Source organism: Streptomyces sp. NPDC027189 (assembly GCF_055566975.1).
On the sequence record NZ_JBVHRI010000009.1, the window covers coordinates 207,009 to 218,765 of the forward strand.

Below are 11,757 nucleotides of genomic sequence, written 5' to 3' on the forward strand. Positions count from 1 at the left end.
CCGATGCCCTATCGAGTCTGCTTCGTCTGCACCGGCAACATCTGCCGCTCCCCAATGGCCGAGTCCGTCTTCCGGGCCCACATAGAAGAGGCCGGGCTCGACGGCCTGGTCGAGGTCGACAGCGCGGGCACGGGCGGCTGGCACGAGGGCGACGGCGCCGACTCCCGCACCGTCGCCGTACTGGAGGCGAGTGGCTACGAGAGCGACCACGCGGCCCGGCAGTTCCAGGTCTCGTGGTTCTCCCGCCTCGACCTCGTCATCGCCCTCGACTCCGGCCATCTGAAGGCGCTGCGCCGCCTCGCACCCACTCCGGAGGATGCGGCCAAGGTCCGGCTCCTGCGGTCGTACGACCCCGCCGCGGGCGACGATCTGGACGTCCCCGATCCGTATTACGGACATATGGACGGCTTCGAGGAATGTCTTGAGATGGTGGAAGCGGCGAGCCCCGGACTGCTCGCCGCAATACAGGAGCAAGTGGAGGGACGGGCGGCATGACGTCAGGGGATTTCGTCAGGGGAACAGGTGACGGCACGCGCGCGGTGCGGGCCGGACTGCCCGAACCCGTCAAGTACGAGCCGACGCTCCCGGGCCCGGTCTTCGCCGCGCACTTCCATCTGCCGGGCGAGCCCACCGGTCCGTACACCTACGGCCGTGACGAGAACCCGACGTGGACTCTCCTGGAGCGTGCCATCGGCGAGCTGGAGGCCCCCGGGCAGGAGGGGGTCGAGACGCTCGCCTTCCCTTCCGGCATGGCCGCGATCTCGGCGGTGCTCTTCTCCCAGCTGCGCGCCGGCGACATCGTGGTCCTACCCGACGACGGCTATCAGGTGCTGCCGCTGGTGCGCGAACAGCTGACCGCGTACGGCATCGAGGTGCGCACCGCCCCGACCGGCGGCGACGCCCAGCTGGAGGTGCTCGACGGCGCGAAGCTGCTGTGGATCGAGACCCCGTCGAACCCGGGCCTCGACGTGTGCGACCTGCGGCGGCTCGTCGCGGCGGCACACGCGCAGGGCACCCTCGTCGCGGTCGACAACACCCTGGCGACCCCGCTCGGCCAGCGCCCGCTGGAGCTGGGCGCCGACTTCTCCGTGGCCAGCGGCACCAAGATGCTCACCGGGCACGGCGACATCCTTCTGGGATACGTCACCGCGCTCGACGCTGCTCTGATGGCTCCGGTCCGGCGCTGGCGGAAGGTCGTCGGCGCGATCCCCGGCCCCATGGAGGCCTGGCTGGCACACCGATCGCTGGCCACGCTCCAGCTGCGCGCCGACCGGCAGACCGCCAACGCCCTGGCGATCGCCGTGGCGTTGCGGGAGCGGCCCGAGGTCACCGGACTGCGCTATCCGGGACTGACCGACGACCCCTCGTACAAGATCGCTTCGCAGCAGATGCGGCGATTCGGGTGTGTGGTGTCCTTCACTTTGCCCACGCGCGCGCGTGCCGACCGTTTCCTCGACGCGCTGCGCCTGGTGGACGACGCGACGAGCTTCGGTGGCGTGCGGTCCACGGCCGAGCGGCGCGGCCGGTGGGGCGGGGACGCGGTATCGGAAGGCTTCATCCGCTTCTCGGCCGGCGCCGAAGATCCTGAGGACCTGGTGGCGGACGTGCTGCGGGCACTCGACGAATCCGCGGAGTGAATGCCTGCTGAGCGACCGGTGAGTACGCGGCGGCGCGCGTCCGCGCCGCCGGTTTAGTACCCCACTACGTACAACGGACGGTCCGAGCCTCCCCCCTCGTGGCTCGGACCGTCCCGGTTCCGCGCGCGAAGAACCGCGCAGACAAGGCTAGTTGACTCTGTGTCAGTGTCCAATCACGGTAGCGACAGAGACCTATCGACTTATTTATAGTTGAGGCTCGCGCGGGGGTGCTGAGAGGGGAGGGGCACCATGGACTTGGCCTTGCTGCGCACTTTTGTGACTGTGCACCGGGCCGGTTCCTTCACCCGCGCCGCCGCGTTGCTCGGACTCTCGCAGCCCGCCGTCACCTCGCAGATCCGCACGCTGGAGCGGCAATTGGGGCGGCCCCTGTTTCTGCGCCAAGCCCGCGGGGTGACTCCGACCACCACCGGCGACGAGCTCGCCCACAAGGCCGCTCCGCATCTCGACGCCCTGGTGGAGATCGCCGAGGCCGGGCTCGACGAGGACTCGTCCTTACGCACCCTGCACCTCGCAGGGCCACCGGAGTTCACCGCCGAACGGGCCCTGCCCGCGCTGACGGAGCTGACGGGCGATGACGGCCAGGGCTTCGCACTGCGCGCCTCCTTCGGAAACGCCGAGGAGACGCTGGAGGGGCTGGCCGCCGGACATCATGATCTGGCCATTACGACGGCCCGCCCACGGGGTGCGCTGCTCACCGCGACTCCGCTCTGCGACGAAGAGCACGTCCTGGTCGCCGCCCCGCGCTGGGCCGCGACCGTCGGCCCGGGCAAGCTGCGCCGCAAGGGTGCGCACGCACTGGAGAACCTCCCCGTGGTCGAGGTGCACGAGACGCTGCCGCTCGTCGCCCGCTACTGGGCCTCTGTCTTCGACTGCCGCCCGGCCGCCTCGGGCACCGTCGTCGTCCCCGATCTGCGCGCGGTCCTCGCCTGCGCCACGGCGGGCGCCGGCCTCGCGGTGCTGCCCCGGTATCTGTGCAGCAACGCCCTGGAGCGCGGCGACGTCGTGGCGCTCCTCGACCCCGCGGTCCCTCCCCTGCGTACGTACTTCCTGGTGGTCCGCACCGGAACGCTGGCGATGCCGCATATCGCGCGGGCGCACGAGTGGCTGCTGAGGGCGGCCGCCGATTGGAGCTGAGGCGGCCCAGGCGTCCGCTGGAGCCAAGGACGGGAAGCGCTCGACCCGTACGGAGGCCCGTTCTGAAGCTCTTAGGGCTTTGCGATGTTTCACGTGGAACCAGCCGGGCCACATTTCTCCCATGACCGTCCGACCCGTGGTCAAGCGCACCGCCCGCGCCATCCTGCTCGATGGCGACGACCTGATCTTGATCAAGCGCACCAAACCCGGCGTCGATCCCTACTGGCTCACACCGGGTGGCGGGGTCGAACCGGAGGACACGACTGTCGTCGACGCACTCCACCGTGAAGTACACGAGGAGCTCGGCGCAAAGATCACCGATGTGGTGCCCTGCTTCGTCGACACCGTCGAGCACATTGGTGACGACGGCGGCGCGACCGGCGTGAAGGTGCAGCACTTCTTCGTCTGCCGCCTTGAGTCCATGGACCCGGCCCTGCGGCACGGTCCCGAGGTGGACCAGCCGTGCGGCGAGTACGAGATCGTACGCGTGCCGTTCACGCGGGTCGGGATCGCCTCCGTCCACCTCGTACCGCTGTCACTGCGGCACTACCTCGACGGGAACATCGAGGGCGTACGGGCAATGCATGCGCCCGACCTGGGCTGACCTGCGCGGCTGCGGCTTGTCCCGAGGGGCCAAGGTCCCGGCTCAGTCCCCGGCAGCGACGAGTTCCTCCACCGAATCGTGGCGTATGCGCTCCGACGGGATGCCAATGTCCCTCAGCGCGTCCACGCCGCTGCGGATCATCCCGGGCGGACCCGAGAGATACGCGTCGTACTCATTCCACGGCCCGTACTCGCGTACGACGTCCGGCAGCTGGAGATGGGCCTGCTGGTCGACGACCGGGCGCACCGCGAGCCACGGGTGGCTCTGCTGGAGCCGCAACATCGTGTCGATGTCGTACAGGTCATGACCGGTGCGAGCACCGTAGAAGACCTCGACCGGGCGGCGCTCCCCGTGCTCGGCGACATCCTCGACCAGGGCCTTGATGGGCGCTATGCCGGTGCCGCCGCCCAGACAGAGCAGTCCGCTGTCTGTGGTGTGGTCCACGGTCATCGAGCCGGCCGGCGGTCCGAGCCGGATGATGTCGCCGGGCCGGGCACGGTGCACCAGCGCGTTGGACACCCAACCCGCCGGAACCGCCTTCACGTGGAACGACAGCAGCCCGTCGGAGCGGGGCGCCGAGGCGAACGAGTAGTGCCGCCAGATCCGCGGCCACCACGGCGTCTCCAGGCTCGTGTACTGCCCGGCGAGGAAGGGGTACGGCTGGTCGGGGCGGACGGTGATGACCGCGACGTCCGGGGTCCTGAGATCGTGCGAGACCACCTCGGCGTACCACCAGGCCGGGGCGCGCAGTTCGTCGGCGGCCGCCGCGTCGATCATGACCTGGGAGATGGTCGTGTACGCCCGCACCCAGGCCGCCTCCATCTCGGCGTCCCAGATCGTCGAGGCGTACCGGCTGAGCGAGCCGATGAGGCACTCACCGACGGCCGGGTAGTGCTCGGGCCGCGTGCCGTACTTGCGGTGTCCACGACCGAGGTTCTGCAGATACGCGACGAGGACCTCGGTGTTGTCGATGTGCTCGGCGGCGGTCAGCAGCGCCTTGAGCAGCCGGTCCCGCTGGGTGTCCATAGCGACGGGGAACATTGGGCGCAGTTCCGGGTGGCGCACGAAGAGCAGCGCGTAGAAGTAGGAGGTGACCTTGTCGGCGACGGGGCCGACCTCGGCCATGGTCCGGCGGATCAGCACGGCGTCGGGGGACGCCTTTGGAGCGGGCCGTTGGGCGGGCACACGCGGCTGCGGGCCGGGATCAGGCTGCGGAGAGCCGTACGGGTGCCGCTCGGGACCCGACTGCAGTCGTTCGGCGTCGTGGGCGTCGTGGGCGGGCTCGGGTTCCGGATATCGCGCCTCGGGCTGTGGTGCCTGGTGGAGGCGCGCCTGCGTCGGCACGGGCCCGTGGGGCCGTATCTCCGTCGGCGCCGCCTCGGGGTGTCGCGTCCCAGGCGATGGCGCGTCGTGGGATGTCGGCGCCGGATCATGCGGGGTGGGTGGCGCTTCCACGGCCGGGGATATTCGTTCCTGCGCCGACGATCCCTGCTCCGGCGCTTCCTGCCCCGTGGCGGGCCGTCCGACCGGACGCATCGCGGCCAGGCGACGGCCGTCGGCCGACCCCTGATCCCCGACGGAAGGCGCCGGATCCTTGCGCGGCGTGAACCAGCCGCCCCCGCCGTTGCCGCCGGAAGTACCGCTGTCGGCCGACGTGGTGGTCGGAGCGTCCATGGTGTGCCTCGCCTCGAACATCTTTCGGTCGGTCTGCGCACTCCCGCTGTCGGAAAGTGCCTGCTTTCCCCCGCAGACGGCTTGCTTACCTTCCCCGTTCAGTCCCCGTCGGCCAATGCGGCCACATTGAACCCGGATTCCCGCTCCGTACGGACAAGTAAGGCGAGAATGTGACATTGACCGCAGTAGTCTCACCGCAGCATCCCACCTCGAGCCAACGCCTGACCGCATAACGGAAAATGCGGGTCTTCGATCTCTCCGTCCCGTTAGGCTGCATTGGCCTGCGTTCGTGTCCCCACGGGACATGCGCACATCTCGGCGGACACGAACCGGACTCGACCATACCGGCAGCGGCCGCACACACAAGTCCCCCCTCGCGTCACCACGAATTGGCGGGGCCGATACATCAATTGCCTCAATTACCGGGCGCGACGGACCAATTCATAGGCGCCCCACAGATCCCGCCCCACGTAGGCGTGGGTGGCGAGACCCTGCAGATGCCGATCCGCATTGACCGCGACGGATACCGGCACGGCACCGAACAGGTCCTTGTCCGACAATGAGTCGCCATAGGCGACGCAGTCGGCCCGGCTCACTTCGAACTCTTCACAGAGCCGGTCCGCGATCTGCACCTTGGCCGCACTGCTGAGAACCCCCGCCGGATCGACCGCCTCCGTGAATGGCACGAGGGGAAAGCGCGAGCCATGCGCCGCGTGCGCTCCCCACGCCGTCAGCCGTTCCACGAAGAAGGAGGGTGACAGCGAGATGACAGCGCAGTAGTCGCCGTTCCTCCGGATCTCCGCCCAGACGTCCTCGATGCCGGACATCCAGGGCGCCCCTCGAAAGCGGCCGCCACATGGGCCTCGGTGAGCTCCGCCCACAGGGCATGCACCCGCCTGGCGTACTCCGGCGGGTCTATGCGCCCCGCGGAGATCGCCTGATCGAGCGCGACGGTCTCGGCTTCCAATCCGAGCTGCCGCGAGATCTCCACCGGTGCGGTGCTCCCGTACAGCAACGTCCCGTCGAGATCGAAGAGATGAAGTCGTGCCATGTCCGCTGAGGCTAGCGGTGCCGGCTGTCCCTCCATCGAGGAGCCCAGCGGATAATCCACGCCGTTTCACGTGAAACATCTGTCCGCTCAGTGTGCGGTTGTGCACGACAGGGCCAAAAGCGCGTACGTGTGCCCGCAAACCGGTGGACGTCCGGGGTACGTGTCAGACAGCCTGACATGCGTGTCGACACCTTCCCCCGCCGCTCTGCCCATTCGCCGTCTGACGCTTCGCGATCTCACCGCCTGCGCCGACTTGTCCGAGAATCGGGGCTGGCCCCGTGAGGAACACAAGTGGGGTCTGCTCCTCGCGGCGGGAATCGGTTACGGGATCGATGATCCCGACGGAGGTCTCGTCACCGCCTGCGTCGTGACCGAGTACGGACCGCGGGAGCGCCCTGATCTGGGGGCGATCGGCATGGTGCTCGTCGCCGAGCGGCATGCCCGCCAGGGCATCGGCCGCCGGCTGATGCGCCATGTGGTCGCGGAGGCGGGGACCACCCCGCTGACCCTGCACGCGACTCCGAACGGCCGCCCGCTCTACGAGGAACTGGGCTTCAAGGTCACCGGCCGGGCCGAGATGGTCCGTGGCCACTTCGTCCCCGGCGGGGCGGAACACGAGGTCTTCACCCGCCCGGCCACCGCGGAAGACCTCACCGCCATTCTCCGCCTCGACGAGGAGATCTTCGGGGTCGACCGCACCCATATGATCACGCGGCTGCCCGCCTTCTCCGACCATCTGCGCGTCGCCGAGGAGAACGGCCGGATCATCGGATACGCGTCCGCCTGGCCCAACATGGACAACCATGTCGTCGGTCCGCTGATCGCCCGTGACACGGAGACCGCGAAGGCACTCATCACCTCGCTGGCCGCCCACACCGACCGCCTGCTGCGCACCGACATCGACGTACGACACGAAGAGCTGCTGTCCTGGCTGAAGGACCGCGGCCTGGCGTCCATCGCCTTCAACTCGGTCATGACGTACGGAATCTCGGAGCTGCCTGGAGACTGGACACGACGGTTCGCTCCGCTGACTGTAGCGGCGGGTTGAGACGGCTGTAGACGTACGTCGACTCCTGCACACGCCTCTAGCTCCTCTGGATGCCGTAGACGCCCGGTAAGCGCCTGTAGCGAAGCACCGGTCCCCCACAGAGGCCGGCGCTTCTCCACTGAGGTTCACTCAGGCGAGCGACTCCACGGCGGCGGCAGCGAAGCCGTGGTCCTGGTCCGGCGCACCGCCGCCGACGCCGATGGCTCCGATCAGGCGGCCGGCGCGGTGGACCGGCATGCCGCCCGCGATGAACAGCAGAGGCCGGTCGAGTGCGGTGGGCAGAGTGTGGAAGAGGCCGCCGGGCTGGACCGCGTCGACGAGGTCGGCGGTGGCGGAGTCCAGCTGGAGCGCCGTGTAGGCCTTGCGGGTGCTGGTCTCGCCCGAGATCAGCACGGCCTGGTCGTCGCGCCGGAAGGCGAGCAGGTGACCGCCCGCGTCGAGGACGGTGACGCTGACCCTGACTCCGGCGGCTTCGGCGGCGCGGCGGGCCGCGGTGACGAGAACTTCGGCGTCCTCGGTGGTCAGCGGGGCGATGGCGGTGGTGGTGCTCATGAGGGAGTTTCTCCTTGTGGGGCACGTGCTGAATCGGTTGCGGGTGGTGCCGAGTCGAGGCAGTGCGGGGACGGCCCTGGCCCCGCGCCGTCTCGACCCCGGTCAGTGGTGGACGGCCGTTCGCTGTTCCACGGGCGCACCGCCGACGACGACGGTGCTGGGGGTGTCCGCACGGCGCTCGAGGGCAGCAGAAAGGACAGCGAGGACGAGCGCGCTCGCGGCGAGGACGACGCCGACCCAGTTGGGGGCGGTGTAGCCCAGACCAGCCGCGATGACGATGCCGCCGAGCCAGGCCGAGAGGGCGTTGCCGAGGTTGAAGGCGCCGATGTTCACGGCCGACGCCAGTGTGGGGGCGCCGTGCGCCTGGTCGAGGACTCGCTTCTGCAGCGGCGGCACGGTGGCGAAGCCCAGAGCGCCGATGAGGGCGATCGTGACCGCCGCAAGGATCTTGTTGTGCGCGGTGACGGTGAACAGGGCGAGCACGACAGCGAGGCCGCCAAGGGCCACGTACAGCATCGGCATCAGCGCGCGGTCGGCGAACTTGCCTCCGATGAGGTTTCCGCCGACCATGCCGAGACCGAAGAGGACCAGCAGCCAGGTGACGGAGCCGTCGGCGAAGCCCGCGACGTGCGTCATCATCGGCGCGATGTAGGTGATGGCCGCGAAGACGCCGCCGAAGCCGAGCACGGTCATCGCCATGGCCAGCAGCACCTGGACGTTCTTGAAGGCGGCCAGCTCATGGCGGAGGTGTACGCCTTCGGGCTTCGGCAGCTCGGGTACCAGCTTGGCGATGCCCAGCAGACCGATCAGGCCGAGCGCGGCGACGCCCGCGAAGGTGACGCGCCAGCCCGCGGACTGCCCGATCAGCGTGCCCAGGGGGACTCCGACGACATTGGCGACGGTGAGCCCGCTGAACATCATGGCGATGGCACCGGCCTTCTTCTCGGGCGCGACCAGCTCGGCGGCGACCACCGAACCGATGCCGAAGAAGGCGCCGTGGGCGAGGGAGGCGACCACTCGGCCTGCCAGCATCAGCCCGAAGACCGGAGCGACGGCGGAGAGCAGATTGCCGAGGACGAACAGCCCCATCAGCAGCATCAGCATTCGCTTGCGGGACACCTTGGTGCCGAGTGCGGTCATGATCGGAGCACCGATCACCACGCCGAGGGCATAGCCGGTCACCAGCAGTCCGGCGGTGGGGATGGAGACACCGAAGTCACCGGCGACGTCGGGCAGCACACCCATGATCACGAACTCGGTGGTTCCGATTCCGAAGGCCCCGATCGCGAGGGCCAGAAGCGCGAGAGGCATGGTGGGGTACACCTTCCCAGACGATTGCAGGAGCGCTTTGCGTGCGTCCACAATAGTTGCACACGCGTGCTATACGCAACAGCGGGCTATTGCACCCGTGCTCTATCCTGGGTTTCAGCCGCTCCGGGACGGAGGAAAACGCCATGACAGCCACGGACCCCGCACTCACCGCCCTTGCTCAGGGCTGGTGCGCTCTCTCCCTTTTGCACGGGAGGATCGAGGCCCACATCGAGCGCGAGCTGCAGGCCAAGCACGGCCTGAGCGTGCGGGAGTACTCGCTGCTCGACGTGCTCAGCCGACAGCACGAGGGCGAAGGCGGTCATCTGCAGATGAAACAGGTCGCGGACGCGGTCGTCCTGAGCCAGAGCGCCACCACGCGTCTTGTCACCCGGCTCGAGGACCGCGGGCTGCTCGCCCGCTACCTATGCCCGACCGATCGCCGCGGCATTTACACGAACGTCAGCGAGGCGGGCCTCAAGCTCCTCGAAGCGGCACGGCCCACCAATGACGCTGCCCTGCGCGAGGCACTCGACGAAGCGGCCAAGAATCCGGAGCTGGCCCCGCTGGTCCGAGTCGTGGAGTCGGCGAGCGTGCCCGTATAGACCGTGCGCCCCATGAGCGTGCTCTCGTAGGGTGCGGTCATGGGAGATCTTGAAATACGAGCCGCTGTCGCCGAAGACGTGCCCGCCATCGTCGCAATGCTCGCGGACGATCCGCTGGGCGCCCAGCGGGAGTCGCAGGACGACCTGACCCCGTATCTCGCCGCCCTGGAGCGCTTGAGCGCCGACCCGAACCAGCACCTGGTCGTCGCCGTGCGCGAAGGCCGCGTCGTCGGCACCCTTCAGCTCACGGTGATTCCCGGGCTGTCCCGCAAGGGAGCGACTCGCTCCATCATCGAAGGCGTACGCATCCATGCCGACGAGCGTGGCAGCGGCCTAGGCACCCAGCTCATCGAGTGGGCAATCGACGAATCCCGGCGCCTGGACTGCCAGTTGGTCCAATTGACCTCCGACGTCACCCGCACCGACGCCCATCGCTTCTACGAGCGGCTCGGCTTCGCAGCCTCCCACGTGGGTTTCAAGTTGCCGCTCTGAGGCGTGCCCCCTGCATGGTGAGGGGCGGTGTGTTTCACGTGAAACACACCGCCCCTCACCCTGGCGCCGTCTACTGAATCCCTCGCCAGCCCTCGGGGTCCACCCCACCCGGCACGGGAGCCCCCTCGTCGTAGGGCTGCCGCGTGAAGACGAACGACCCGAGGTCGAGGTGACTCACGGAGCCACCCGGACGCCGTACCGCCCGCAGTAGCTCCCCCGCGTAGTAGCCGTCGAGCCCCGTCCATGTCCCGTCACTGTTCGCTTGGAACCGGGCGCGCCGACCGATGCCGGACAGCGGCTCCAACGCGACGTCCCCGCCGGCCACCAACCGCAACCCGAATGCCTGAGTCCCCCAATACCACTGCCCCACCAACTCCAGTACGGAGCTGTCGACTTCGGTCATGGGACGCCAGGGTTCGGGGATCCTCGGCTCGGCCTCCGCGACGATCCGTACGAGATCAGCGGCGACGGTCAGCGCGGGCGGGCCGGAGGTGCAGTTGGACAGCACGACCGCCGCCACGTCGTCCTCCACACCGATCACCAGGCCGGCCAGGAATCCCGGCAGGGAGCCGGAGTGTCCGACGAGCATCCGGCCGTCTCGGTGCAGGATTTGCATGCCGAGGCCGTAGGCGCCGCCGGCGGCCAGCTCCGCCGCCTCGGACGGCGCGGCAGGTGTACGCATCTCCCGTACGGACTCCGCGCTCAGCACCCGGTCGTCGCCCTGAGCCAGGAAGGCGGCGAAGCGCGCCAAGTCCGCCGTGGTGGACCACAGTTGTCCGGCTGGAGCCATCCGACCGAGATCCTGCGCGGGTTCGGACATCATCACATCCGCCCAGGGGTGGACGGCCCAGCCTCCCGCGTGCGGCGCCTGCGGACGACCGCTCGTACGGTGCAGTCCCAGCGGCTCGAGCACCTCGCGCCGCAGCGCCTCCTCCCAGGGAGCGCCCCTCAACTCCTCGACCAGCGCGCCCAAGAGCGTGTAGCCGGGGTTCGAGTAGTGGTGTCGGCGCGCTACCGGGTGCCGGAAGGGCTGCTCGCCCAGGACGTCGGACAGTTCGGGGCGGAGCGAGCCAGGCGTACGCTCCCACCAGGGTGCGGGCGACTCTGCGGCCAAACCGCTGGTGTGCGCGAGCAGTTCGGCGACGGTGGCCTCCCCCGCGCCGGTACCCGGCAGATGCTTCTCCAGCGGGTCACCGAGGTCCAGCGCGCCCTCGTCACGCAGCCGCAGTACGAGTACGGCGGTGAAGGTCTTGGTAATGGAACCGATCCGGTACTGAACGTTCTCGTCGGGGCCGTGCCCCTCCACCGAGGTCCTCGCCCCGTTCCACACCGTCTCCCCGCCCCGGACGACCGCCGCGACCAGTGACGGCGCCCGACCCTCGGTCTGTGCGACGGCGATACGGTGCAGCAGAGCCCGGCGCGTGGCGGGAAGCAGATCATCCTGAGGTGTCGTCATGACACCAGTCCACCCGGCCTGGCACCGCACGTCGAGCGCATTAACCCGCGACCGCCCCGAGTCGGACATGACGCCACGGCTGCCGAACGCCGACCTGCGGAAACGACCCCGGGGGCCCGGGGATCCCCGGGCCGGATAGCCGAGAGCGCCGACGGGGCGGCGTACGCCGACGCGG

At 69.2% G+C, this 11,757-nt stretch carries 11 protein-coding genes and 1 pseudogene; 7 read left to right on the forward strand and 5 right to left on the reverse strand.

Going from position 1 to position 11,757, the window contains the following annotated elements; genetic code table 11:
• The first annotated feature begins 3 nt into the window (after positions 1 to 3).
• The 4 genes from ACZ4RZ_RS23505 to ACZ4RZ_RS23520 all read left to right on the forward strand — a co-directional run bounded on the left by ACZ4RZ_RS23505 (position 4) and on the right by ACZ4RZ_RS23520 (position 3,396).
• The gene (locus ACZ4RZ_RS23505; protein WP_467747236.1) at positions 4 to 495 is read left to right on the forward strand and encodes a low molecular weight protein-tyrosine-phosphatase; all 492 of its coding nucleotides are present in this window, start codon (positions 4 to 6) and stop codon (positions 493 to 495) included.
• Positions 492 to 1,637 carry a cystathionine gamma-lyase gene (locus ACZ4RZ_RS23510; protein WP_467747238.1) on the forward strand — a complete coding sequence of 382 codons (1,146 nt, stop codon included), beginning with the start codon at positions 492 to 494 and terminating at the stop codon, positions 1,635 to 1,637. Before ACZ4RZ_RS23505 ends, ACZ4RZ_RS23510 begins: the two co-directional genes overlap by 4 nt.
• A gap of 249 nt (positions 1,638 to 1,886) precedes the next feature.
• Entirely contained in the window at positions 1,887 to 2,792 is a 906-nt protein-coding gene (locus tag ACZ4RZ_RS23515; protein ID WP_467747240.1) for a LysR family transcriptional regulator, read from the forward strand.
• A 121-nt stretch (positions 2,793 to 2,913) separates the two neighbouring features.
• A complete protein-coding gene (locus ACZ4RZ_RS23520) occupies positions 2,914 to 3,396 on the forward strand; it encodes an NUDIX domain-containing protein (RefSeq protein ID WP_467747242.1) in 483 nt (160 codons plus the stop codon).
• A 42-nt stretch (positions 3,397 to 3,438) separates the two neighbouring features.
• Here ACZ4RZ_RS23520 and ACZ4RZ_RS23525 read toward each other — a convergent pair whose 3' ends face one another.
• Together ACZ4RZ_RS23525 and ACZ4RZ_RS23530 are read right to left on the reverse strand one after the other, a co-directional pair.
• Entirely contained in the window at positions 3,439 to 5,070 is a 1,632-nt protein-coding gene (locus ACZ4RZ_RS23525) for a globin domain-containing protein (protein ID WP_467747244.1), read from the reverse strand.
• Between the two features lie 419 nt (positions 5,071 to 5,489).
• A pseudogene (locus ACZ4RZ_RS23530) lies at positions 5,490 to 6,121 on the reverse strand (HAD family hydrolase).
• A 181-nt stretch (positions 6,122 to 6,302) separates the two neighbouring features.
• On the opposite strand from ACZ4RZ_RS23530, the gene ACZ4RZ_RS23535 reads away from it, so the two are divergent.
• On the forward strand, positions 6,303 to 7,169 hold the full coding sequence (locus ACZ4RZ_RS23535; RefSeq protein WP_467747246.1) for a GNAT family N-acetyltransferase: 867 nt from the start codon (positions 6,303 to 6,305) through the stop codon (positions 7,167 to 7,169).
• Positions 7,170 to 7,298: 129 nt separating this feature from the next.
• On the opposite strand, the gene ACZ4RZ_RS23540 is transcribed toward ACZ4RZ_RS23535, so the two are convergent.
• Both ACZ4RZ_RS23540 and ACZ4RZ_RS23545 read right to left on the reverse strand, forming a co-directional pair.
• Positions 7,299 to 7,721 carry a GlcG/HbpS family heme-binding protein gene (locus tag ACZ4RZ_RS23540; RefSeq protein ID WP_467747248.1) on the reverse strand — a complete coding sequence of 141 codons (423 nt, stop codon included), beginning with the start codon at positions 7,719 to 7,721 and terminating at the stop codon, positions 7,299 to 7,301.
• A 102-nt stretch (positions 7,722 to 7,823) separates the two neighbouring features.
• The gene (locus ACZ4RZ_RS23545; RefSeq protein WP_467747250.1) at positions 7,824 to 9,032 is read right to left on the reverse strand and encodes an MFS transporter; all 1,209 of its coding nucleotides are present in this window, start codon (positions 9,030 to 9,032) and stop codon (positions 7,824 to 7,826) included.
• Between the two features lie 143 nt (positions 9,033 to 9,175).
• Here ACZ4RZ_RS23545 and ACZ4RZ_RS23550 point away from each other — a divergent pair, with 143 nt between their 5' ends.
• Together ACZ4RZ_RS23550 and ACZ4RZ_RS23555 are read left to right on the forward strand one after the other, a co-directional pair.
• On the forward strand, positions 9,176 to 9,634 hold the full coding sequence (locus ACZ4RZ_RS23550; RefSeq protein ID WP_467747252.1) for a MarR family winged helix-turn-helix transcriptional regulator: 459 nt from the start codon (positions 9,176 to 9,178) through the stop codon (positions 9,632 to 9,634).
• A 39-nt stretch (positions 9,635 to 9,673) separates the two neighbouring features.
• Complete coding sequence (locus ACZ4RZ_RS23555; protein WP_467747253.1) at positions 9,674 to 10,126, forward strand: GNAT family N-acetyltransferase; 453 nt, start codon at positions 9,674 to 9,676, stop codon at positions 10,124 to 10,126.
• A 70-nt stretch (positions 10,127 to 10,196) separates the two neighbouring features.
• On the opposite strand, the gene ACZ4RZ_RS23560 is transcribed toward ACZ4RZ_RS23555, so the two are convergent.
• Positions 10,197 to 11,582: a serine hydrolase domain-containing protein gene (locus tag ACZ4RZ_RS23560; RefSeq protein WP_467747255.1), complete on the reverse strand. Its 1,386-nt coding sequence runs from the start codon at positions 11,580 to 11,582 to the stop codon at positions 10,197 to 10,199.
• Positions 11,583 to 11,757: the final 175 nt, after the last annotated feature.